A 23,161-nucleotide genomic window follows, 5' to 3' on the forward strand; every position below is an offset into this window, starting at 1 on the left:
TTACAGCCTCCAAAGAATCTGGGCCACCCAGCCGGCGTAGCCGACGAGCAGGAAGAGGGTGACCAGGTGCAGCGCGAGGCGCACACCGGTCGGCTTGATGTAGTCCATCCAGATGTCCCGCACGCCGATCCAGGCGTGGTAGAACAGCGCGAGGAAGAACAGGAAGGTGAAGAACTTGAACAGGCCGCCGGAGAACATCCCCGACCAGGCCTCGTAGCTGAACTCGGGCAGCATCAGCGCGGCGACGCCGAAGATCAGCGAATAGATGACCATCCAGACGGCGGTGGCGCGCTGGGCGATCCAGTCACGCAGGCCGTAATGGGCACCGACGACGATGCGTTGCTTCACCATAGTTTCACCCCGATCAGCACGGTGAGCACCAGGCTCACGATAAACACGAGGCGCGCGGACTGGCGCGCCGGCTGGAGATCGCCGCCGATGTGCAGATCGAGCAGCAGGAAGCGGATGCCGGCACAGAAGTGGTGCAGGTAGGCCCACAGCAGGCCGAGCAGGAGCAGCTTGACCAGGAAGTTGTCCACCACCGCGGAGAAGGTGGCGAAGGTCTCCGGGGAGCCGAGACTGCGGTCGAACAGGTAGAGCAGGAAGGGCAACAACAGGAACAGCCCCGCCCCGCTGATACGGTGAAAGATCGACACGATGCCCGGCAACGGCAACCGGATCTCGTTCAGGGCCAGGTACTTAGGCCTCTGCTTGCGCACTGTCACATCCGACATTTAAGACTCCCCTATCAAGCGCGGCCGATCCGCCGCGGACTCCCAAAATCGCGTAATTATAAGTCTCGAGGCCCGGTCCGGCGCGCTCAGGAACGCTCAATTGAGCTCGTTCAGATAAAAATGTTCTGCAGTCGAATACAGCCCGCGCCGCCACTCGACCGGTTTGTCGCCATAGGTATAGGTGAGGCGCTCGACCGACAGCAGCGGCGTACCCTCGGCGACATTCAGGACGTCGGCGGTCGAGCGGTCGGCCGCGACGGCGCGGAGACGCTCCTGGGCGCGGATCATGCGCAAGCCGTAGCGCGCCTCGAACAGGCTGTAGAGCGAGCCGTTCCAGCCCTGGAGAACCTCCATCGTCAGGCCGGGAAAGACCTCCCCGGAGAGATAGAGCTCGTCGATGACGACCGGCTTCTGCTTGAAGCGCAGCAGGCGGCGCACGATGATGATCGGCGCCCCCGGCTCGATGCCCAGCATGCGCGAGGCCTCCTGCCCTGCCCGTGCCTTCCAGCAATCGAGCGGCTCGCTGCGCGGATGCGAAAGATCGCCATCCATCGGCACGAGGCGCAGGAAACGGAACAGCGCGCGCGGGTCGCTATGGGAGGCGACGAAGGTGCCCTTGCCCTGCTTGCGCACGAGGAGATTCTCGGCGGCCATCTCGTCGATCGCCTTGCGCACGGTACCCTGCGATACGCTGAAGCGCAGCGCGAGTTCCTGCTCGCTCGGAATCGCCTGACCCGGGCGCCATTCCCCTGCCTCAAGCGCCTGAAGGATCAGGGCCTTGATCTGGCGGTAGAGCGGGCTGAAAGTGGGGGATTCCTGAGCCATGGGCGGCATTGGATCACAAAAATCGCGATAGGTCTACGAGTTGTCTTATGTCTTATATAAGACATAAGTTCATTATTGACAGTCGGTGTGCCGGCCCTTAACATTCTCGCGCTTCGCAGGGACGCGACGAGCAGCCGCGCCTCGTACCCGAGGCGCAGTCCTCACATCGTTGCGCTTACACCAAGACGTCTTCTTCCAAGGAGTATTGAAATATGAGCAAAGCTCCCATGCGCGTCGCCGTGACCGGCGCCGCCGGCCAGATCGGCTACAGCCTGCTGTTCCGCATCGCCAGCGGCGAAATGCTCGGCAAGGACCAGCCGGTCATCCTGCAGCTGCTCGACCTGCCCCAGGCCCAGAAGGCCGTCAAGGGCGTCATGATGGAACTCGAGGACTGCGCCTTCCCCCTGCTGGCCGGCATGGTCGCCACCGATGACCCGAACGTCGCCTTCAAGGACGCCGACGTCTGCCTGCTGGTCGGTGCCCGTCCGCGCGGCCCCGGCATGGAACGCGCCGACCTGCTGACCGCGAACGGCGCCATCTTCACCGTCCAGGGCAAGGCGATCGCCGAGAACGCCAAGGAAGACGTCAAGGTGCTGGTCGTCGGCAATCCGTGCAACACCAACGCCTACATCGCGCGCGCCGCCGCGATCAAGGTCGGCCGCACCAACCCGGCCAACTACCACGGCATGCTGCGTCTCGACCACAACCGTGCCCTGTCTCAGCTCGCCAATCGCACTGGCCGCCCGGTGTCCTCGCTGAAGAAGATGGTCGTGTGGGGCAACCACTCGCCCTCGATGTACGCCGACTACCGCTTCTGCGAGTCGAACGGCGACAGCGTCAAGGACCTGGTGAACGACCACGCCTGGAACAACGACGTCTTCCTGCCCACCGTCGGCAAGCGCGGCGCGGCGATCATCGAGGCGCGCGGCCTCTCCTCGGCCGCCTCGGCCGCCAATGCCGCGATCGACCACGTGCATGACTGGGTGCTCGGCTCGGACGACTGGGTCACCATGGGCGTGCCTTCCGATGGCTCCTACGACATCCCCGAGGGCGTCATCTTCGGCTTCCCGTGCGAGTGCAAGGACGGCCAGTACAAGATCATCCAGGGCCTCGAGATCGACGAGTACTCGCGAGGCAAGATCAACGCCACCCTCAAGGAACTCGAGGAAGAGCGCGCGGCCGTCGCCGACATGCTGAAGTAAGCGGGACGAGGCATTCGCCCGGGTCACCGGGTGCAACGGGTCGGGGGTAGAATCCCCCGGCCCGTTTTCTTTTGTCCATTGCGTTTCGAGGAGAGTCCAGGATGGCGCTGCATCCCGACGAGGTCCTGTTGGCCGGCGAAAAGCCGTTCCCCGCCCTGCCCGCGGTCGACCACTACGCCGGCTCGCAAAAGATGATGCTCAAGGCGCTCTCGATGCAGCAGGTCATGGGGCCGATCTTCGACCTCACCTGCGACTGCGAGGACGGCGCACGCGCCGGCGCCGAGACCGAACACGCGCAGATGGTGGTGGCGATGGTCAACAGCCCCGACAACCACTTCGGCCGCGTCGGCACCCGCATCCACGACATCACCCACCCGCACTGGGAGCGCGACCTCGAGATTCTCATCGGCGGTGCCGGCGAGCGCCTCGCCTTCGTCACCTTGCCCAAGGTGCGCTCCGCCGCCGACGCCGCGACCCAGATCGCCGCGCTGCGCCGCATCGAGACCGCCAGCGGTCTCACCCGCCAGCTGCCGGTGCACGTGTTGATCGAGACCCACGGCGCGCTGCGCGAGGCCTGGGAGATCGCCGCGCTCGACGGCGTCGAGTCGCTCGACTTCGGCCTCATGGACTTCGTCTCCGCCCACCATGGCGCCATTCCCGGCTCGGCGATGAAGAGTCCCGGCCAGTTCGAGCATCCGCTGATCGTGCGCGCCAAGGCCGACATCGCCGCCGCCGCGCTCGCCAATGGCGTCATCGCCTCGCACAACGTCACCACCGAGCTGCGCGACATCACCGTGATCCGCGCCGACGCCGAGCGCGCGCGCAGCGAGTTCGGCTACCTGCGCATGTGGAGCATCCACCCCAACCAGATCCTGCCGATCGTCGCCGCGATGCGTCCCGATTTTTCCGAGGTCGAGGAAGCGGTCGAGATCCTGTGCTCGGCGCAGGACGGCGAATGGGGCCCGATCCAGCACAACGGCCGCCTCCACGACCGCGCCTCGTTCCGCTATTACTGGGAGCTGCTGCAGCGCGCCCGCCAGACCGGCATGGAGCTGTCGGAGGACGTCGTGCAACGGTTCTTCTCGCGCTGAGGCAAAGGCCGGACGGCCGCCGCCGCACACCTCACTGCGGATCTTCGGCACTGGCCATCGCCGGCGCGCTGTGGCGTAATGCGCTCCTCTCCCTTTGCAACGACCTTCGCCCATGATCCCGCTCTCGATCCTCGACCTCTCCCCGATCACCGTCGGCAGCACGCCGGCGGAGTCGCTCGCGCACAGCCGCGACCTCGCCCAGCACGCCGACCGCTGGGGCTACAACCGCTACTGGCTCGCCGAGCACCACAACATGACCGGCATCGCCAGCGCCGCGACCTCGGTGGTGATCTGCCACATCGCCGGCGCCACCGAGCGCATCCGCGTCGGCGCCGGCGGCATCATGCTGCCCAACCATGCGCCGCTGGTGATCGCCGAACAGTTCGGCACGCTCGAAAGCCTGTTCCCGGGACGCATCGACCTCGGCCTCGGGCGCGCGCCCGGCACCGACCAGCGCACCGCGCATGCGCTGCGCCGCCACCTCGCCGGCAGCGACGAAAGCTTCCCGCACGACGTGCTCGAGCTGCAGCACTACTTCAAGCCGGCCGAGCCCGACCAGGCGGTGCGCGCGGTGCCCGGCGCCGGCCTCGAGGTGCCGCTGTGGCTGCTCGGCTCGAGCACCTACAGCGCCGAGCTCGCCGCCCACCTCGGCCTGCCCTTCGCCTTCGCCTCGCATTTCGCGCCGCGCATGCTGATGCGCGCGATCGACGTCTACCGGAGCCGCTTCAAGCCGTCGGAAGTGCTCGACGAACCCTACGTGATGGTGGGGGCCAACGTCGTCGCCGCCGACACCAACGAGGAAGCCGAGTACCTGCTGAGCTCGGCGCGCAAGCGCTTCGCCAACATGGCGCGCGGCGTGCGCGGCCAGCTCGAGGCCCCCTCGCGCGACATCGAGAAGGAGTTCGGGCCGGGCGAGCTCGGCTACGCCGACGAGGCGCTCTCGTGTTCCGCGGTGGGTGACCCGGCGGCGGTGCGCGCCGGCCTCGAGCACATCCGGGCCGAAACCGGCGCCGACGAGCTGATCCTCGCCGGCCAGATCTTCGACCATCAGGCGCGCCTGCGCTCCTACGAGATCGCTGCCGAGGTCTGGGGCCTGAAGGCCGCCTGATTGCCGCTGATCCCTGCTCGGCGCGGCGCGGCCGATGCCCTCTGTAGGCGCCCTGCCCCCAGGGCGATGACGGCGGACATCGCCGGCACGTCATGCGGTTGCCCTGCGGCTGTCTTCCCCAAGCGCGGCGGTGATCGCGGTGGCGAGCGCTTGCGCCGCCGGCGGATGGAAGCGAAAGAACAGCTCGGGCTCGACCAGCTCGAGCTCCATCAGGCGCAGCCCGCCGTCGGCGCCGCGGACGACGTCGACCCGCGCATACACCGGCGCCGACGGACAGGCGGCGACCGCCGTCTCGGCAAAGACGCACTCCTCGACGCTGGGAAGGTGGGCATGCACGCTGCCGCCGTGGTCGTCCTGCACGCGAAAGTCGCCCGCGCGCGGGGTCTTGCGCACCGCGTGGGTGGTGCGTCCGGCGATCACCACCAGCGACAGCTCGCCCTCGTCGAGGATGGCCGGCTCGAAGGCCTGCACCATCATCGCCTCGGCCGCCACGCAGCGCGCGAAAAGCGCCTCATGTGCGTCAAGCCGCTCGCGGCGCACCCGGTGCGTCAGCCGCGCCGCGCCCGACACCACCGGCTTGAATACCGCTTCCGTCCAGCCGCACGCGTCCATCACCCCGGCCAGCGTCGCCGCCTCGCCGCGCTCGACGAAGCGGGTGGGCACGATCGCCACGCCTTGTCGCCCCAGCTCGCCGAGGTAGCGCTTGTCGATGTTCCAGCGGATCAGATCGGCTGGGTTGAACAGCCGGGTGCACGCCGAGACGCGTCCGAGCCACGACGAGAACTCGGCAAAGCGGTCGAAGTAGTCCCAGGTGCTGCGAAACAGCGCGCTGCGACAGCGCCGCCAGTCCACCGTGGGATCGGACCACGGCCGGCGCGCCGCGACCAGACCCTGGGCCGCGAGCGCCTCGGCCAGCAAGCCCTCCTCGCGCGCGATCTGCCCCTGATACCAGTCAGCCGGATCGGGATCGCGGTAGCGCTCCTCGGTGAGGATGAGGACGTCGATGGCGGGGGCGGTCATCACACTGCGAATGGCGGAGGAACGGCCGCCGATTCTAGCAGGCGCGAGCGCCCCCCTCGGGGCGAACCCCGGACGGGCTCAGGCGCGCCGCCAGAAGAACACCAGCCGCTGCCACCACGGCTGGGGGTGGCGGCGCGCGGCCAGGTGCGACGGCATCTCCTCCGCGCCATTCAGGCCGCGCAGCATGGTCGCGGTCACGCCCTGATACAGCGCCAGCCAGGCCTCGCGCCGTTCGGGGGTGAAGCGGTCCTGCAGGCCCTGTTCGAGCGTCCAGATCAGGGCCTCGCCTACCGGGGCGAAATGCGCGGCATCGACGCCATAGGCGCGATGCCGGCGTCCCAGATCCTCCAGCGCCTGCTGCAGACGGTCCGGGTGCCGAAGCAGGCTGATCGCGGTCGTCAGCACCGCCATCAGCTTGCGGCCCTGCTCCTCGATGTCACCCTTGAAAAGGGGCGCGAGCTCGGGCGCGATCTCGAACAGCCGCTCGTAGAACAGCTTGCCGGCAAGCCCGGCGATCGGTCTCACTTCGGCATAGGATTGTTCTACCAAGGCAATCTGTGCGGGGGTCATGGCGGTGTCCTCGTGAAGGGGGTCGTTCGTTGTTATGCGCCCGCCATGATTGGGCAATTCGCCTCCGGTTCATGTGACGTGGTTCTCACCCGCTAGAAACGGCTGCGGTCGATCCCGTACTTCTTCAGCAGCTTGCCGAAGGCGCGCCGCTCCTTGCCGGCGTGCTGGGCGGCGAGCGAGACGTTGCCGCGGGTGAGCGCGATCGCCTGCTCGAGGTAGTCGCGCTCGAAGCGCGCGATGACCTCAGCCTTCGCCAGCTTCATGTCCATGCCGCTGAAGTCGATCCGGCGCTCCTGGTCCCGCGCGCCGCCCGCGCGGGCGACCGCCGGCGGCGCCAGGCTCACCACGCCCGCCTCGGCGAGCAGGAACTGGCGGTGCACCACGTTCTCCAGCTCGCGCACGTTGCCCGGCCAGTCGTGGGCGAGCGCCGCGGCCTTCGCCGCCTCGCTCAGCCGCGGTTGCGGCCGGCCGTACTCGTGCGCGAATCGGGCGAGGAAATGCTCGATCAGCAGCAGCACGTCACCGCCGCGCCGGCGCAGCGGCGGCAGCTCGATCGCCATGATCGCGAGGCGGTAGTAGAGGTCATGGCGGAGCTGCCCGCCGCGCACCAGCTCGCCGAGATCCTGGTTGCTCGCGGCGATCACCCTCACATCGGCGCGAAGCTCTTCATGCCCGCCGAGCGGACGGTAGCGGCCGTCCTGCAGGAAGCGCAGCAGCGCCACCTGGCCCTTCAGCGACAGGCACTCGATCTCGTCGAGGAACAGCGTGCCGCCCTCGGCGCTCGCGATCAGGCCGCGCTGGCGCTCGCGCGCGTCGGTGAAGGCGCCGCGCCCATGGCCGAACAGCTCGTTCTCCATCAGGTTGTCCGGGAGCGCGCCGCAATTGACCGGCACGAAGGGTTTGAAGCGGCGGTCGCCGAGGTAGTGCAGCGCCCGCGCCACCAGTTCCTTGCCGGTGCCGGTCTCGCCCTGGACGAGGACGTGGGCGGAGGTTTCGGCGAAGCGGCGGGTCAGCCGCAAGGCCTCGGCGAAAACGGGTGAGCGCCCAAGCAGCCCCAGCCCGACCAGCATCTCGTCGGTTCCAGCCTGCTTGCGTTCTGTCTCCCGCTCGGATCGATCCGACGGGGCTTCTCGGTTTCCCCCGCTTCCGGACATGGCCCCCCCGCTTCTCGTGCGCCCTGGACGGACGCCAACGCGCGCTTTTCCCGACCGACCTGCCCCACGGGGCAGGTGCGATTACCCAATGCGAGCACCCTGATTCAATGTGGAATATGCTTTCCCCAAGGTCAAGGCGCTTTACACAGCGCCTTGACTCCATCCGGCCCTGTTCACGCGCATGGGTGCACGACAGGTGTTGCGCGCGACTTGCAGTCTCGGCACGGCGGGTCTTGAATCAAGCAAAGGAGGGCAAGCATGCAGGCGACCCTGTCCAGATCCCGGGATAGAGAAACGGCGCGGCCGGGCGCTGGGCGATCCGTTCAAGACGGTTCGCCCAGCCGGAAGGGCATGCCGATCTTCCTGAGTGCAACCGGCACTGCGTCCGAGCGCGCTGCCGAGGCACGGCCGCCTGGCGCGATGACGTATCCGCACGCGGCTGCGATCCAGGCCGCGACCGGTCTCGCCATTCCGGGCGTGTCGATCCACGACCGGGCCGGTTGTGCCAGGCTTGGCGTTACGGCTTTCACCGACGGCGAGGTGAGCCACTTCGCCACCCCGACGCCCGCGCTTCATGTCGCGGCCCACGAAGCCGCACACCAGCTCCAGCATGCGGGGCGCACCCGCGATGCGGGGATGGGCGCCGAGCCGCACGCCCACGCGGTCGCCGATGCCGTCGTCTCGGGCACCAGCCCGCGTCCGCTGCTCGGCGCACGAGGCAGCAGCGTGGCGCCCGCCTTGCGGCCCTATACCGAGATACCGGCCGCCACGCAGACCGCGACGAGCCAGTGGATGATCGGTAGCGACGCGCGCGTTGCCGACAACGGGCTCGCGGTCACTTCGGTTACCGACCGCCACGTGTGCTATGCCGACCCCGCCCTGATCGCGTCGGCAGACCTGATCCTGCGGGCGAAGCAGTCCGGCGTCCGGCTGCGCCCGGGCGCCGCCGGCCCGAGCGGATCCGCGCCCGACGGCAGCGGGGTCAGATCGACGGTCGAATGCATCGCCCAGGTGCGCTCGGCCACCGCCGGCGGCGAGGTGTGGAGCGACTGCGGGCGCATGTCGCGCGAAGTGCAGGGGATCGCCGGCACCGACACGCCGGCGCGCGGCATCTACCGCGACGGCGGTGGAACCGAGCGCGAGACGAGCCCGGGCGGGACGACGAGCATCCGCGACGAGGTCCTCGTCGGGGCCGGCCTGGGCGCGGATCCGGCGTCCGCACGGGCGGCCTACGAGGCGATGGATCCGGCCGCGCGCGATGCGTTCGCCCAGGCGCACGGCCTCGACCGACATGCCGCGCCGAACGTCGGCGAGTCCTACATGTCGGTGCGCAACGATGCGCTCTCCACCGCCGGCTTCAACTTCCATTGGGGCGGCGTGATCCTCGTCGCCGGCGGCGACCGCGTCACCTTCGAGAACTTCGCCCGCCCGGGCACGACCTACGGCACGCGCAACCTGCTGTGGTACTTCGACATGTACGGGCCGCCGTCCAAGGCCGGTCAGACCTGGCACGAACGCTGGGCGGAGGGCACGGGACGCGAAGGCGTCGGCGTCGGTGCGCCGGGCATGGGCAGCATGACCATCCCCACCCGGACCTCGGCCGACCCGTCCGCCTACACGCCGGGAACGCCGGCGCTGAGTACCGCCGACCTGATCACCCGCCGCGCGGCGGCGACCCAGGAAGGCGAGCGAATGGCGCTCGACGCCGAGTTGCGCACGCGCTGGATCAGGGTCACCGTCGAAGTCGTCAGTGCGCAGGAGAGCACCGATGAGGTCTATGTCCGTGCCGCGCATGGCGGCCGCTCGCGCGAGACGGGCGCGCTGGACATGCGCGGCGGCGACCGCAACACCTTCTGGATTCCACTCAGCGCGCTGGTGCCGGTGAGCGGCACGATCAGCGTCAAGGTCTACGAATCGGATGTGATCTGGGACGATCTCATCTCGGACATCGACCTGCGGAACGGCCCGGTGAGCGACAACCGACCCAGGGACGACGCCGAATACCACACTACCGCCGAGTTCGACCGCTAGCGCGCAGCCACCGGAACGCACCATGAATCACACCCCGCCGACCTGCTCCACGCTGGCCGCCTGCAATGCGCGGGACGGCGAGCGGATCGTGGTGGCAGGCCTCTACTGCCACTTCCCGGATGTGCCGGGCATCGACTATTCGGCCGCGCCGCGCGCGGTGCGCATCGAACTCGAGGATGGCCTCGGTCCGTTCCTCGATCCCTTCTGGAGCCCGAAAGCGATTCGCCCGCAGGCCGAGATTGCGCGCTTCCTCGGCAAGCCGGTACGCGTGACCGGGCGCTATCACAGGAACATGCCCCGCAACCCCGACGACCCGCCCCAGGCGTCGGCGATGGGCGGGCCCTGTATCGAAGTCGAGTCGATCGAGCCGGCGCGCTAGCGGCCTGAGGAGGCGAAGGCGGTCAGTGTGCCGGTCGCGGCCGCCGCGGCAGCACGCTTCGATGCAATACGGCCGGACGCGAGCGCCTGTGCTTCAATAGGGCGACTCCCTGCCACACCTTCCTCGGCGTGTGCCCCATCGCGCCACCACCCCGGGAGCAGGCCGCAACGCGACGACCGCCAACGCAGGAGGAGCGGGCATGAATCTGGAAACGAGGGTCTACGCCACCACGCAGGGTTGCCACGACCGCGACGCCGCGGTGGCGCTGATGCGCACCCTGGGGCAGCACATCCGGGAGATCGCCTCACGGCGGCCGGGGCTGGGCTGGCAGGTGATCGCCTTCGCCAACGAGGAGGACATCGAGGATTTCGACGTTCCGACCGAATTCACCGATCGCGCCACCGGCGGCCGTCTGCCGGCACTGAACGTGAATGTCACCTACGACCTCGACGTCGCCCCCGCCGGCGACCCGGAGCTCGACGCCGTGCTCGAGACCTTCGGCCTGATCCGTGTCGCCACCCTGCCCGACGATGCCTAGGGCGCAGGCCGCAGCAAGCGGATCAGCACGTCGCGCGTGGTCTCGCCCGGGCGCGGATATTCCGCACGTACGATGCGGCCGTCGCGATCGAAGATCGTGATCGGTTCCCGGCTGTCCCGGGTGTAGACGATCTGCATGTCGTCCCCGAGCACCAGGCGCATCTGCCGCTGATCCACCTCGATCTGCGCGCCCCCCGGCGCCGAACGGCGCGGTGCGCCGCGCAGCGCCCCCATCGTCCCACCGGCTTCGAAGCCCAGCGTCTCGCGCATCCAGTGCACATCGAAGCGGACGCCGGGATCGGTGCGTGCCAGCGGCTGCAGCACCTGGTCGCGCAGCGCACTGGCGGTCGTCCCACCCATGTACGAATCGACGATCGCGATCCGGCTCGCCCCCTCGCGATCGATCAGCGCGCGGAACTCCGCCTGCATCGCCGGTCCGTCGAACTTCTTGCCCGCCGCATCGAGATGCACCGCCATGTGGCGCACGCGCGGCCCGAGGACGGCGTCCCCGCTGCCCACCACGTCGGCGAGGAAGGCGCCACCCTGCTCCATGCCGACGATGATGTCGGGGTTCTCGCTGCGCAGCGTGGTGATCAGGTCGGCAAACGCGCGCTGGTTCTCGCCCAGCACCGTATCGAGCACGAAGCCTTCCAGCTCGCCGCGTTGCTCGGCGCCGTGCGGCGTGCGCAGGCTCCCGATCACGCCCTGGCGCTCCGCCCGGGTCGTTCCCGGCGTCTCGATCAGGCCGGCGAGCTCGGCCAGACGCGCGGTGAGCTCCGCCGAGACGGCGCGCTCGACGAACAACATCGGCGCCTGCCCCTCGATCTCCGCCACCACGGTACGCCGCCCGCTCGCATCCACCGAATCGGACACCGACGCCCCGAGTTCAACCAGCCGCTCCACCAGCGGCTCGGTCGCGCCGGCCTCGTAGGTATAGAGGTTGGCGCCGCCTGCCCGCTGCAGCCCGACGCGCTCGGCCACGCCCAGCGTGCGCGCCAGCAGTTCGCCCCCCACCGCGGCGCGGTCGATGGCGCGATCGGCGAGTGCGCTGCGCAGTTCGGCGATCCCGATGGCGGGATCATTGCGCACCTCCTCGACCAGATCACGCATGCGCGCATTGAGCGCCTCGGCCTCCGCCCGCAGCTCGGCCGTCACGTTCGCGTCGTCGCCGCGACCCGCGGCCAGTTCGGCCGCGAAGCGGGTGCGCAGTTCGGTGCGCGCGAGCTCGATGGCGGCCACCCGCGCGCCGTAGCGTGCGTTGAAGTTCTCCAGCGCGCGCAGTTGGCGGTGGCTGTGGATCGCCCGCGTGACCGCACGCGAAGCCACCGCGATGCCCGCGAGCATGACGAGGTTCTGGACCGACATGATCGCGATCTCGTCAGCGTCGGGCCAGCGCCCCTCCTCCAGGCGGAAGTGCAGCACACCCCAGCCGCTGAGCACCCCGTACGCCGCCGTGTGCGTCGCCACGCCGGTCAGCGCGGCGAGGTCGCGCGCGCCGAGGAAGCTGCGGATGCCCGAGCCCATCGCCCGCAGCACGGAAAACAGGCCGATGTTGAGCGCCAGATCGAGCAGGAAGGGAATGCGCGGCGGCGGGGCGAAGACGCCCGACAGCCCGCGGCTCACCGTGGTGAAGGTCAGCGCCTCGATCGCCACCGACCCGGCGACGGCGGTGGTGGAGGCGCCCGGCCCGGCGACCAGCGCCCCGGCGCCCGCCGACAACACGGCGGCGGTGAGTACGATCCCCATCCCCACCAGCATCGCCGAGGCGCCGATGAAAAGCGGAATCGCACGGTAGAAGCGCTCGACCGCAGGGTCGGACTGGTGGCGCTCGAGCCGCTCGCGCAGATCCTCGACATCACCCGCATAGGCTGCATCGCGCATCGCCTGGCAGCGAAGCAGGATCGCATTGACGTCCTCGTAGGCGCCGAGAATGACGTTACCGCCGCCGACCAGGGCTTCCCATACCCGCAGCGCCCGCTCCCAGTCCCCGATCGCCGCGATGCTGTACTGCAGCAAGGCAGCGTTGTCGGCGAACTCGGCCGCCCGTACGTCGAGCTCGGGCTCGCCGTGCTCGCGTGCCGCGGCCAGCGCATGCGCCTCGGCCTCGAGCGGCCCCAGCCGATCCCGCACCCATTCGACCCAGGCCACCATCTCCTGCGAGTAGCCTTCGGTCAGCGTGTACCCGGCGTGACGGTGAGCGAGGATGCCGAGGTCGACTTCGGTCAACGCGCGCGGCAGGGCGGCCCCGAGGGCCTCGGCAATCGACAGCTTCTCGAGCGCGTCCTCATCCATGCCCGCCGCCAGCGCGGCCAGATACGCCTCGCGCACGCGGCCGGTCAGCTCCACGTAGGGCGGGCTCGCGGCGCCGAGCACGCTCATGTCGGCGTAGGTGGCGAGCATCACCCCCAGGTTGTCCAGGGTACGCGCGCAGCGCTCGGTTACTTCGAGCACGATCGCGATGCGCCGCGCCGCCCACGCGGGATCGACCACGATCGTGGTGAGCGTGGCGCGCTCGATGTCGACCCGCAGCGCCAGTTGCTCCACAGCATCGAGCACATCGTCCTCGTCCACGTGCGCGGCGCGGATGCGTTCGAGCAGCAGATCGAGCAGCCGCAGGCGGTCGTCGATCTCGGCCGGCCCCAGCCCCGCCGGAATCGCGATGTCGAGCGTCGCCGCGCGGCCGCGCTCGGCCGCCGCGGTCATCACCTCCGCCGCTCGCGTGGCGCCCGCGGCCGCGCCCTCCGCGCGGCGCAGCGCGTGGTGCAGCCGGATCGCTTCCGCCCCTTCGTGTACGACGGTGATGCCGCCGGTCAGCTCGCGCTTGAGGCGGCGCAGCATCGCCCGACCCGTCTCGTCGGTGGCGAAGAGATCGAGATTGTCGTCGCGCGCCCGGCGCACGAAGGCACTCGCGACGTCGTCACGATCCCCCCAGCCGAGCTCGTCCATCACTGCGACGACGAAGCGGTAGTGATTCGGACTCATCCAGGCGAGGTCGAACAGTCGTTGTCCCAGCCCCTCTTCGTCGAGATTGCCCCACGACGTGAATCGATCGATGAGTTCGTCCGCAGAGCCGCCATCCGGAAAGCGCTGCAGGCCCCGCCGCGGCAGACGAACCTGCGGCGAGGCTCCGGACAGCGCGGCACGGTCGGCGTCACGTTCGGCCCGTACATCCGCTTGCAGCGCGGTGACTCCGCCTCGAGCATCGCGCTGTTGTGCGACGTGGGCGAGTTCGTGCGCCAGCAGCAAATGGCCGCGCACCGTGTCGGGTCGATAGGCGCCAGCGGCAAAAGCGATGTGCGATCCGACCGTAAATGCCCGTGCGCCGAGGGTGCGCGCCGCCGCCGCGGCCGGCGCCCCATCGTGGATGCGCACTGCCGCCGGATCGACACCGAGACGCTCGCGGAACACGCTCTGTTCCCTCGAGCCGAGTTCGTGCGAGTCGCCCAGCGCGAGCTTGCGGACATCCTCCTCGGGCGGCACGCCCGGTGCCGCTTCGCCCTTCATGAAGCGCGGCAGGCCGCTGCTCGCAGCCACCCCGTCAGTGACCGGGTCGGTGCCGCGAAGCTCGGCCGGCGCGGCGCGCTCCGGTGCCGGCGCCGGCGCAAGGGGGTGCTTCGCGCTCACGGTCCGGCTCCGGGCTGCAGGCCGGGCGGCACCGGCTTGCCGAGCTTGCGGTACTCGGCCGCGATCGGCACCCGAAGCGCTGCTTCATCGATCTCGGTGCCGCGCTGCCGCGCCAGCGCGGCGGCGGCGAGCACCACGTTGCGGATGTGTCCCCCCGCCAGGTCGCAGCCCGCTGCCAGCCTGTTCAGCGCCGCAATGTCGAGGCGGTGACGCTCACCGAGATGCGCCACCCACAGGGCCCGACGCTCTTCGGGGCCGGGCGAGGGAAATTCGACGATGGCGTCGAGCCGGCGGGTGAACGCGGCATCGAACCGTGCACGGCTGTTGCTGGTGAGGATGCTGATGCCCTCGAAACTTTCGATCCGCTGCAGCAGGTAGTTGGTCTGCTGGTTGGCGAAACGGTCGTTCGCATCCTTCACGTCCGTGCGCTTGCCGAACAGCGAATCGGCTTCGTCGAACAGCAGCACGACCTCGGCGTGCTCCGCGCGTGCGAACAGCTCGGCAAGATTCTTCTCCGTCTCGCCGATGTACTTGCTGGTGACCGATGCCAGATCGACCCGGTAGAGCGGCAGGCCCAGCCGCGTGGCGACCCAGCCTGCAGCGAGCGTCTTGCCGGTGCCCGAAGGGCCGACGAAGAGCGCGCGTACGCCCGGCCGATAACGCACCCGCGCCGCCGCACCCAGGGTCGCCGCAAGTTCGTCACGGAGGCGGCAGCGGGCGATCATCGTCTCCAGGGCGAGACGCGGCTCCGCCGACAGCACCAGCGCGTCGTCTGGAATGTCGTCGGGCAGCAGCTCCGCCAGCGCCCCGAGGTCCACCCCGGCGCCCGCGCGAGCCACGCGCGCGACGTGTCCCGCACACAACGGCTCCCCGTCACGCGCCGACGCCGAGCGCGCGGCCTGGGCGAGCTCGGCAATGCGGCCAGCGGCGTGGCGGTGCTCGGTCGCGAGCCGCTCTGCGTCCGCGTCTTCGCCCAGCGCCATGCGCCACAGCGTGATGCGCTCCGCCGACGACGGCATCGGAACGCGCCACTGCACGACCGCGCCGGATGCCTCGATGCTCCCGTCGAGCCCGCAAACCACGAGTACCGGTCCGTGATGACCGGCAATCGACGGCAGGCGACGACGCTCGCCGGGCGCCATCGTCAGCGGCAGGACCGGTACCAGGCCGCGCAGCCAGAGCCACGGCCCCAGCCCGCGCGGCGGCTCGCCAGTGATGAACGCGGCACGCGCCCCCAAGGCGCCCACCACCCGTGCAGCCACGGCACGCGCCTCGCTCTGCTGTCCGCTGCGCACGACCAGCACGCGCGCGCCCCCCTGCATCAGGCCTGCCGCCTGCCGCCTTGCCGTGTCCAGCACCGAAGGAGGCAAGGCCGGCATGTCCTCGACATCGAGCTCCACGCCCGCCGGCAAGCCTTCGTGACCACCGAGTGCAAGCAGCAGCGGCAAGGGTGCGGTAAGACACTGCTCGCAGAAAGGCCGACTCTCAGGACCGGACTCCAGCATGCCGTGGCGTCGTGCGGCCCCCGCGGCGAGCCGCACGAGCCCATTGGGCTCGCCGGCACGCCCGCTCAAGGTGTCGACCAGCCCCGCGGTCGGCCGCGTTTCGGCGACCGGCTGCTGCAACCAGATCAGCACGCGGGCCACCATCGGCGTGAACTCGCAGGCCTGCGCCAGCGCCAGCGCCACGCTCTCCGCGAAGCTCAGGCGGTAACGCGAGCTCAGCTCGAGCAGCAGGGCGTCGTCGGGCGGCGGCGCTTGCTGCCAGGCGGCGAGCGCGAGGCGCACCTCGCCCGCGCGCGACTCCGCGCTGAGACCGCGATCGCGCGCGAAAGCCGCTACCGCCGCCGCGCGCTGCGCCAGCCAGGCGGCCTCCGGCGTGGCTGGCGCGCCAGCCCCCTCCTCCGGCGCGAGCAGCGCCAAGGCGATCTCGGCAAGAGACAGCGAAACCCCCGGGGCAGCCTGCCCGGCGGGCCAATTCCGCTGCGGAGGTCCCGGCTGATTCATCCCCGCTCCCTGCAATAGTGGAAGCACACCACCCGCCCGAGCCACGGCACCCAGCCCGGATCCAGGTCCAGCCCCGCGCGCCGGATGCGGATGTCGGCCACATCGAGCGCGAGCCACACATCGACATGGGTGGGCGTGATCGCGACCAGGGCGCGACGCAGGACGAGGCTGGCGAGTCCGATTCCGGCCACGCCCCGCAGCCAGCGCCGGCAACGCATGAGCCAGGCGGCGAGTTCGGCATCGACCGCCGCATCGCTAGCGCTCGCCCGCGATCGCGACTGCCGCGCTGCGCGAAGCCGGCTGCCGGGCTTCGACGGCACCCCGCCTTCGACCGCCGCCGCGGTCAGGCAGCGCATGGGATCGTCGATCGGCAGGCGCAGGCGGTCGAGCACGGCGCCGAGCAGACGCGCGGCCAGCCTCGCCCGCTCGACCTCCACGCGCGCGGCCAGCCAGGCGGGAAAGCGCAGCGCTTCGAGCAGCGGCAACAGGAAGAGGAGCCCGCCAGCCGCGGTCGCCTGCAGCGCCACGCCCGACGAGGCTCGCGCTTGCGGCCAGACACCGCCTGCGCGCGGGGCTGACGGCGTCGCCGCTGCTCCGCTTCCAGGCGTCAGCGAAGCAACCCCGCCGCCCTCGCCGAGCGTCCGCGCGCGCGCCTTCGAGAGCGCCCGCGAGAGGTCCTGCATTCGACCGGTGCGTGGCCGTCGCCGCGCTCGCTGGCCGCCCGCGTCCGGCGGCAAGTCCTGGCCGGCGGCACGGCCGGCAGCCGCCGTTGCGGGACCGGCCCCGGCTGCCGTCTCCACATCGCCTCGCCCCCGCCGTGACGCCTCCCGGACGGCCACCCGGCCACCATCGATCTTCTCGTTTTCGACGCTGCCGCGCTGCCGCCTCCGTGCCCTGCCCGAGCGCGCCTCGACGCCGCGCGCGGATGCGCCCAGTCGCTGAGACCGCGTGCCTGCGCCCGGTTGCGACGATTCCGGCTCCCCTCCCTCCTCCCCCCCGCCACCGGACGCCAGCGCCGCGTGCGGCTCCGCCCGCCCCATGCGCACCCGCACCGCCTCCGCCTTGGCTCCACGTCCGGCCACCGGCGCGGGCGGGACGCCCGCGCATCCGCCCGCCAGCGCCGCGAACCAGCGCAGTCGGTCGTCCTGCGGGGAGAAAGCCTCGGCGGCCCAGGCCAGCGCCTCCCCCCAGTCTCGCGCCGCCGCGCGCGCCGGATCGGCCACGCCCAAGCCCTGCCGCGAGGCAGCCACGGCCGACCCTTGATTGGCGGCCGCGTGCGCCGGTAGCACGCGCAACAACACCGCGGCGTCGTCGGTCGTCAGCGCCGCCAGCATGCGCGGCGCGCCGCCGCCCGCCACCACCGCCTCGCACCACGGCGGCACGGCCGCCGGCGCCTCGTCACGCGCGGCGAGCGTCATCAGGATCGTGCGCAGGGCCGCGCTGGCGCCCATTCCCGGCCGATAGCCCTTCACCGCCAGCGGCCAGCACCAGGCGCGCGGCCGCTCTCCACGCAGCACGCGAGCGGCGAGCTCGCGACATGCATGCGCCGTGTCGTCGAAACGCACCGCAGCGGCCGCCTCGAGCTCGACCTCGGCCGCCCCGCCGTCCACCCGCAGCGGCGCGAGCTGCCGGCACTTCGCCTCGAGCGCCGCTGCCACCGCATGCGGGGTGGCGGCGGCACGGATGGGCGGCAATGCGATCCGCCGCACCAGCACCACCGCCGCGCCCTCGCCCGGCAGACTCGCGGTGCGCAGCGCATCCTCGAGAAGGAATTGCGCGCGCCGCGCGAGCGCCGCATCCGGCGCACGCAGCTTCAACCGCCTGACCGTGCGTTCCGCGGGCATCGATGCTCACCGCTTCGTCGAGCGCTCGCGACGCACCGCGCCCATCGCCAGCGGGCTCGCCGCGTCGACGAAATGCACCCGCGTCTCGGCGGCGAACTCGACGCGTCCGCCCTCGACCTGCACCACGGTCGCCGCGACCTCGCCCCCGCCGAGGTCATTGACCGTCGCGCGCGCGACCACCCGCTCGCCCTTGTAGAGCAGTGCCTGCATGCCGATGCGCAGCTTCGCCGGCTCGGTGACGCGGATCGGCAGGCGCAACCCCGGGACCGCGCTCGCCGGCGCCGGCAACCGGCCGGACACGATGCGGTCGATCGGCGCGTGGCTCGCCAACAGCAGGCAGATGCGCACGACGTCGTTCATCAGGCCCTCGGCCTCCGCCACCTCGGCCCGCACCTGGCCGAACAGCCAGTCGGCGGCGGCCTGCAGCTGGCGACGCTCGGCGTAGCCGATCTCGCTCCAGCGCGGCAGGCCGGCGAGATTGCGCAGGGCCGGCGCGGCGTCGAACTGCGACATGCGCTCGGCCCATTCGAGCCGGATCGCCGGCAGCACGCCGCTGAAGCCTGCGTGCAGGCAGGCCGCCACGCGCGAAATCTGGTCGAACAGCGCGGCCGCCTGGCGTGCGACCTCGCCGCGGCCGTGCTCGCCGTCGATCAGGTCGCCGAGCGAGACCACCGTCTCGGCCTCGGCGCGCGCGCCCTGCCAGCCGAGCCGGCCGAGCAGACCCGGATCGATGCGCGCCGCCGAGGCGCGCAGGCCCTGTATCGCCTGCCGCTGGCGCAGCTGCACGCTGGCGATCGCCGCGGCGAGGTCCCCTTCGCCGCCGGCGCGCGCCGGCCCCGGCGTCGCAGCCGATTTCAGCATCATCAGCTGGCCGCGCAGCTGAGCGGACTGCACCGCCTTCACCAGGGGCTCGATCCGATCGAGCCGGTCGAGCAGCGGCGGCACGCCGACGAACCAGCGGCCCGGCGCGTCGCGCAGCACCGCGAGCAGCTCGCGCAGCGCCTCGGGCGCGTCGTGGTGCTCGCGCAGGCAGGCCGGAAGCGGCGGTTCGAGCAGGCCGGGGTCGAGCGTGCGCAGCGGCGCGCGCGCGATCGCCTCGGCCTCGCGCGGACGCTGATAGGCGAGGAACTGCACCTGCTCGCGCAGCACCTGCGCGCGCCGTTCGTTGATCGCTGCAAGCCGCGCCTCCTCCTCGGCGATCAGCGCGCGCGTCACCCCAACGTCGTGGCGCGCCTCGGCGAGCGCCACTTCGATCGCGCGCAGGCGCAGCGCGAGCGTGGCGGCCTCGCCGCGCAGCGCGTCGCGCAGCTTCTGACTCGCGGCGATGGCGTTGCGGTAAAGCTTGATCCGGCCCTCGAGCTGGCGCACCAGCGCCACCGTGTTGTCGGCGAGATCGGCGCCGTCGGCGAACTGCGCCGACTCGTCCACCTTGGTGCGTCCGGGCGCACGCAGCATCAGCGGCAGCCGCCAGCGCTGCTGCAGCAGGGTGCTGAAGGGCAGGCTGCGGCGCATCCCGTTCAGCACCTGCTGCTGGGCCGGGTCGTCGCTGTCGGCATTGGGCAGGGGCCGCTCGGGGTTGTCGACCTCGCCCGCCTCGTCATAGAACAGCGCGGGGTCGCCGCGCACGCCGTAGAAATTCACCCCGTCGAACAGGCCCGCCGGCTCCCCGCCGTCGGTGGCCTGCAGCTCGTCGGCGAAAGCGATCAGGCTGCGCACCGCCTCGTAGCGGGTGGCGGTCGTGTAGTCCTTCGCCTCGGTCGCCTTCGGCGCCGCGAGCCGCTCGGCGATGCTGACGGTGCGCACCTCCGCCCGGCCGATCAGCGGCGCGGTCTCGGCGACGTCGGCCGGGGTGAAGCCGGCCCGCGCGCCCACGTCCTTCACCCCGATCACGTAGCGCGGCTCGGCCGCGGCACGCACCGCCTCCTTCGCCGCGGTGGCATCGACGTCGGCGATCCGTTCGCCGAGCTCGAGGCCGGGCAGCGCAACACGGGTGTCGATCACGCTGTCCATGCGCAGGTCGACCCGCTTCGCGCCGGTGTCGGCGATGCCGCCGAGCGTCACCCCCGCGCCGGACACGCCGCTGGCGATGTTCAGCGCACGTGGCGCCGGCGCGGCCTCGGCCGCCCGTGCCTGGGTCAGCGCCGACGCCTCCTTCAGTTCGTCGTAGAAGCCGGCGATGCGCTCGGTCGAGGCCGCCGCGGTCTCGGCCTGGGCGATCCCGGCCAGCGCTGGCGACACCGCCAGCCGGGTCGCCGCAGTACTGCCGAGCACGAGCTGGCGCACCCGGTAGATGTCGGTCTGCACCTTCAGGAAGTTGAAGTCGACCAGATCGTCGGCGCGGTCGGCGCGCCCCTTCAGGTAGGCGATGAAGCCGTCCACGCCGAGGCGGAACAGCTGGTAGCGCTCGTGCGCTGACAGGTGGGCGAGCGCGGGATCGTCATGGAGCCGGGCGAGCGCCGCGACCTGGCCGTTCGCGCCGGCCGAGGTCGGCGCCCGCAGATCGCGCGCCGACAGGAACTGCCAGTGCCCGCGCGCCGTCGTGCGCGGTGGCAGGCTGCCGGCGAACCACTCGCGTTCGGTCGGCGCGGCGTTCGCGATCGCCGGCGTCATCGCGCCGGCGGGGCCGAAGGCGGCGGTGCCGTCGAAGAAGGTGAAGGCCATGCCGTCGAGCGCAGCACCGTCGAGCCCGACCGCCTGCGCCGGCACCTCCAGCCGCAGCCAGCGCCCGGGTCGCGGCATTGCGCCGATGCGCCGGCGCGAGGCCGAGCCCTCCTCGCCCCACTCGATGCGCGACAGCCCCCAGTAGGCGCGGTGCGCCCAGCTGCCCGCGCTGTGCCACTGCAACATCAGCTGGGTGGGCGGCTCGTTCGGGTCGATGAAGACCCAGGCGAACAGGCGCTCGCCGGCCGCGACGCTGAAGGGGCTCGCGGCATTCTCGAAGAAGTGCTGGTGCAGCCCGGCGACGGCGGGCTCGATGTGGCCGCCACCGGCCGGTGCGCCGCTGCCCTCGGCGGGCAACAGCGCCCCGGCCGGCTCGAACGGCGACCACAGGTCGTTGTGGGTGAGGAAGGTCCAGGCCTCGTCGCCGCCCTGCAGCGCGCCGGCGGGTAGCACCGAGCAGAACCACTTGCGCTCGATGCCGTCGGGCGCAGCGACGCCGGTGGCGGCGAAGGCGGCCTGACCGTCATACAGGGTGAAGGCCATGCCGACGAGCTCGGTGCCCACCAGCCCCGCCTGCGCCGCCGGCACGCTCAGCCGCACCCACTGACCGACCGGCGGCAGATCGCCCGCGCGCTGGCGCGACGCGCTGCCGTCCTCGCCCCAGGGCACGAGGTTCTCGCCCCAGTAGACGCGGTGGTTCCAGTCGCCCGCGAGCCACTGCAGCATCAGGGTGCGGGGCGGCGCGTCGGGGTCGAGATGGACCCAGGCGAACAGGCGCTCGCCCTCTGCGACCGTCATCGTCTCGGTCGCGCCCTCGAAGAAGTGCTGGTGGATGCCCGCGCGCAAGCTCGATCGGTGCCCGCCGCCTGCGGGCGGCGGCCCCCAGGGCGCGAGCGTCTCGGGCTCGAGCGCGTCGGCGTCGTCGGCGATCGCTGGCACCGCCGGCGCCTTGCCGGTGATCGCCCGCGCCAGCAGGGCAGCGCGGGTGCGCAGGCCCTGGCGTTCGCCCAGCCGGCGCGCGCGCACCAGCAGGAACTCGGCCAGGGTCTGCGCGAACTCGGGGTCGATCGCTTCGCGCAGCAGCAGGCGCGGCTCGTACACCGCCTGCGGCACCGGCACGAGCAGCCGCACCCGGCCGCCGAGCGCGGTGTCGATCGGCGTCTGCGCGGCGACCTCGGCGAGCGCAAGATCGAGCTGCTCGAGCGGCAGCGGCACCGCGTCGAGCTCGAAGGTGGCGGGGAAGAAGCCGCTGCGCAGCGCGTCCAGCTCGGCCGCGTTTGACGGCAACAGGCCGAAGGGCGGCAGGCGGCTGAAGGCGGCGGCGAGTTCGGCCGGCGGCGTGGGCGGATCGCCGGCGGCGGCGATCTGCTCGGCGAGTTGCTCGACCTGGGCCTGCCACAGACCGGGCAGGCGCCAGTGCGTGCCGAGGCCGTCGGCGCCGCCGCCGAGGCGAGCGAAGCGGGCACGCCCGCCGGCGCGCACCACGCTGGCGCGGTCGAGGAAGTGCGGATTCCAGGCGGAATCGCAGCACACCAGTCCGATCGGCACGCCGAAGGCTTCCCAAGGCAGCGTTTCATCGCCGTACAGCCTGCGCTCGGCGTCGAACACCTGCCAGGCGAGCAGGTTACGCCAGCGCGCCGGCGCGCCGGCGAGCACGACGTCGAGGGCGAAGCCCGCGACCTCCTCGGGCCAGGCGTACCAGAGCAGCCGTGCGCCGTCGCCGATGCGCCAGTCCTCGTAGGAAACCGCATTACCCTCGCCGCAGGCGGCGAGCGCGCAGGGGTCGGTCGCGTCGAAGGCGCCGATGCGGTCGGCGCTCACCGGCTGCAACAGCAGCACGCCGACCGGCGGGACCGCGTCGGGGCGCGCGGCGACGAGATCGCCGAGCCGCGGCCCGATCGCCTTGCTGCGCAGCGCGCCGCCCGCGCCGCCTCCTTCGGACTCACCGCTGCCTTCGGCGTCCTCGCCGCCCTCGCCCGCCGCGACGAAGGCCGACGGATCGGCCACCACCGACAGGTCGGCGAGCGCGAACTCGAGCGCGCCCGGCACCCGCACGTCCTGGCCGTCGATCGTGAGCCCGCTGCCCTGCATGAGCGCGACGCGCGCGCTCGCGAGGCCGCCAGTGCCGGCGATCAGCGCCGTCTCCAGCCCGCGCACCACGCCGGCGGTGAGGGCCTGGCCGCGCAACGCGACGTGGGCGGCCGCCCATTGCTGGCGTGCCTCGAGGGTGGGTCCGGTGAGCGTGCGGCCGGCGAACAGCCGTGGCCGGCGCAGCCACCAGCGCGCCAGCTCGACCGCGTTCTCCGGGGCGAGGTGGATCAGCTGTTCGCCCGGCAGTGAAGCCTTGATCGGTGTGATGCTCACGCTACACCTCC

At 71.4% G+C, this 23,161-nt stretch carries 16 protein-coding genes; 6 read left to right on the top strand and 10 right to left on the bottom strand.

The window, feature by feature from the left end; translation table 11 throughout:
* The 3 genes from sdhD to BB334_RS05910 form a co-directional block, all read right to left on the bottom strand.
* Positions 1-351, bottom strand: coding sequence for a succinate dehydrogenase, hydrophobic membrane anchor protein (sdhD, locus tag BB334_RS05900; RefSeq protein WP_068805594.1), 351 nt, complete (start codon positions 349-351; stop codon positions 1-3).
* Positions 345-734, bottom strand: coding sequence for a succinate dehydrogenase, cytochrome b556 subunit (sdhC, locus tag BB334_RS05905; protein ID WP_068805597.1), 390 nt, complete (start codon positions 732-734; stop codon positions 345-347). Before sdhC ends, sdhD begins: the two co-directional genes overlap by 7 nt.
* A gap of 96 nt (positions 735-830) precedes the next feature.
* Positions 831-1,559, bottom strand: a complete 729-nt coding sequence (locus BB334_RS05910; protein ID WP_068805600.1) for a GntR family transcriptional regulator — start codon at positions 1,557-1,559, stop codon at positions 831-833.
* Positions 1,560-1,771: 212 nt separating this feature from the next.
* On the opposite strand from BB334_RS05910, the gene BB334_RS05915 reads away from it, so the two are divergent.
* The 3 genes from BB334_RS05915 (at position 1,772) to BB334_RS05925 (ending at position 4,960) form a co-directional block, all read left to right on the top strand.
* Entirely contained in the window at positions 1,772-2,761 is a 990-nt protein-coding gene (locus BB334_RS05915) for a malate dehydrogenase (protein WP_068805603.1), read from the top strand.
* Between the two features lie 101 nt (positions 2,762-2,862).
* A complete protein-coding gene (locus BB334_RS05920; protein ID WP_068805606.1) occupies positions 2,863-3,852 on the top strand; it encodes an HpcH/HpaI aldolase/citrate lyase family protein in 990 nt (329 codons plus the stop codon).
* Between the two features lie 112 nt (positions 3,853-3,964).
* The gene (locus BB334_RS05925) at positions 3,965-4,960 is read left to right on the top strand and encodes an LLM class flavin-dependent oxidoreductase (RefSeq protein WP_068805608.1); all 996 of its coding nucleotides are present in this window, start codon (positions 3,965-3,967) and stop codon (positions 4,958-4,960) included.
* Positions 4,961-5,050: 90 nt separating this feature from the next.
* Here the strand turns inward: BB334_RS05925 and BB334_RS05930 are convergent, their stop codons facing one another.
* The 3 genes from BB334_RS05930 to BB334_RS05940 all read right to left on the bottom strand — a co-directional run bounded on the left by BB334_RS05930 (position 5,051) and on the right by BB334_RS05940 (position 7,620).
* On the bottom strand, positions 5,051-5,980 hold the full coding sequence (locus tag BB334_RS05930; protein ID WP_068805610.1) for an ATP-grasp domain-containing protein: 930 nt from the start codon (positions 5,978-5,980) through the stop codon (positions 5,051-5,053).
* A gap of 78 nt (positions 5,981-6,058) precedes the next feature.
* Entirely contained in the window at positions 6,059-6,550 is a 492-nt protein-coding gene (locus tag BB334_RS05935; protein ID WP_068805613.1) for a globin family protein, read from the bottom strand.
* 92 nt (positions 6,551-6,642) lie between these two features.
* On the bottom strand, positions 6,643-7,620 hold the full coding sequence (locus BB334_RS05940) for a sigma-54 interaction domain-containing protein (RefSeq protein ID WP_068805616.1): 978 nt from the start codon (positions 7,618-7,620) through the stop codon (positions 6,643-6,645).
* Between the two features lie 435 nt (positions 7,621-8,055).
* Here BB334_RS05940 and BB334_RS05945 point away from each other — a divergent pair, with 435 nt between their 5' ends.
* From BB334_RS05945 to BB334_RS05955, 3 genes are all read left to right on the top strand, one after another.
* Positions 8,056-9,735, top strand: coding sequence for a hypothetical protein (locus BB334_RS05945; protein WP_068805618.1), 1,680 nt, complete (start codon positions 8,056-8,058; stop codon positions 9,733-9,735).
* A gap of 22 nt (positions 9,736-9,757) precedes the next feature.
* The gene (locus tag BB334_RS05950; RefSeq protein WP_068805620.1) at positions 9,758-10,114 is read left to right on the top strand and encodes a hypothetical protein; all 357 of its coding nucleotides are present in this window, start codon (positions 9,758-9,760) and stop codon (positions 10,112-10,114) included.
* 199 nt (positions 10,115-10,313) lie between these two features.
* The gene (locus BB334_RS05955; protein WP_068805623.1) at positions 10,314-10,652 is read left to right on the top strand and encodes a hypothetical protein; all 339 of its coding nucleotides are present in this window, start codon (positions 10,314-10,316) and stop codon (positions 10,650-10,652) included.
* On the opposite strand, the gene BB334_RS18415 is transcribed toward BB334_RS05955, so the two are convergent.
* Genes BB334_RS18415 through BB334_RS05975 form a run of 4 tightly spaced genes read right to left on the bottom strand, consistent with a single transcriptional unit; the run spans position 10,649 to position 23,150 of the window.
* Positions 10,649-14,275, bottom strand: coding sequence for an eCIS core domain-containing protein (locus BB334_RS18415; protein ID WP_068805626.1), 3,627 nt, complete (start codon positions 14,273-14,275; stop codon positions 10,649-10,651). The two genes, BB334_RS05955 and BB334_RS18415, sit on opposite strands and share 4 nt — an antisense overlap.
* Positions 14,272-16,281: an ATP-binding protein gene (locus BB334_RS05965; RefSeq protein ID WP_083200303.1), complete on the bottom strand. Its 2,010-nt coding sequence runs from the start codon at positions 16,279-16,281 to the stop codon at positions 14,272-14,274. The genes BB334_RS18415 and BB334_RS05965 overlap by 4 nt, the downstream gene beginning before the upstream one ends.
* Entirely contained in the window at positions 16,278-18,125 is a 1,848-nt protein-coding gene (locus BB334_RS05970) for a hypothetical protein (RefSeq protein WP_158014363.1), read from the bottom strand. Before BB334_RS05970 ends, BB334_RS05965 begins: the two co-directional genes overlap by 4 nt.
* Positions 18,126-18,131: 6 nt before the next feature.
* A complete protein-coding gene (locus BB334_RS05975) occupies positions 18,132-23,150 on the bottom strand; it encodes a hypothetical protein (RefSeq protein ID WP_068805634.1) in 5,019 nt (1,672 codons plus the stop codon).
* Positions 23,151-23,161: the final 11 nt, after the last annotated feature.

This window comes from Thauera phenolivorans, from assembly GCF_001696715.1.
In the GTDB taxonomy this organism is placed as follows: Bacteria; Pseudomonadota; Gammaproteobacteria; order Burkholderiales; family Rhodocyclaceae; genus Thauera; species Thauera phenolivorans.

Coding starts and splice junctions, on each gene's coding strand:
- BB334_RS05940 (WP_068805616.1), bottom strand. CDS start 7,620: ATGCTGGTCGGGCTGGGGCTGCTTGGGCGCTCACCCGTTTTCGCCGAG.
- BB334_RS05945 (WP_068805618.1), top strand. CDS start 8,056: ATGCCGATCTTCCTGAGTGCAACCGGCACTGCGTCCGAGCGCGCTGCC.
- sdhC (WP_068805597.1), bottom strand. CDS start 734: ATGTCGGATGTGACAGTGCGCAAGCAGAGGCCTAAGTACCTGGCCCTG.
- BB334_RS05920 (WP_068805606.1), top strand. CDS start 2,863: ATGGCGCTGCATCCCGACGAGGTCCTGTTGGCCGGCGAAAAGCCGTTC.
- BB334_RS05935 (WP_068805613.1), bottom strand. CDS start 6,550: ATGACCCCCGCACAGATTGCCTTGGTAGAACAATCCTATGCCGAAGTG.
- BB334_RS05910 (WP_068805600.1), bottom strand. CDS start 1,559: ATGGCTCAGGAATCCCCCACTTTCAGCCCGCTCTACCGCCAGATCAAG.
- BB334_RS05915 (WP_068805603.1), top strand. CDS start 1,772: ATGAGCAAAGCTCCCATGCGCGTCGCCGTGACCGGCGCCGCCGGCCAG.
- BB334_RS05955 (WP_068805623.1), top strand. CDS start 10,314: ATGAATCTGGAAACGAGGGTCTACGCCACCACGCAGGGTTGCCACGAC.
- BB334_RS05970 (WP_158014363.1), bottom strand. CDS start 18,125: ATGCCCGCGGAACGCACGGTCAGGCGGTTGAAGCTGCGTGCGCCGGAT.
- sdhD (WP_068805594.1), bottom strand. CDS start 351: ATGGTGAAGCAACGCATCGTCGTCGGTGCCCATTACGGCCTGCGTGAC.
- BB334_RS05925 (WP_068805608.1), top strand. CDS start 3,965: ATGATCCCGCTCTCGATCCTCGACCTCTCCCCGATCACCGTCGGCAGC.
- BB334_RS05965 (WP_083200303.1), bottom strand. CDS start 16,281: ATGAATCAGCCGGGACCTCCGCAGCGGAATTGGCCCGCCGGGCAGGCT.
- BB334_RS05950 (WP_068805620.1), top strand. CDS start 9,758: ATGAATCACACCCCGCCGACCTGCTCCACGCTGGCCGCCTGCAATGCG.
- BB334_RS05930 (WP_068805610.1), bottom strand. CDS start 5,980: ATGACCGCCCCCGCCATCGACGTCCTCATCCTCACCGAGGAGCGCTAC.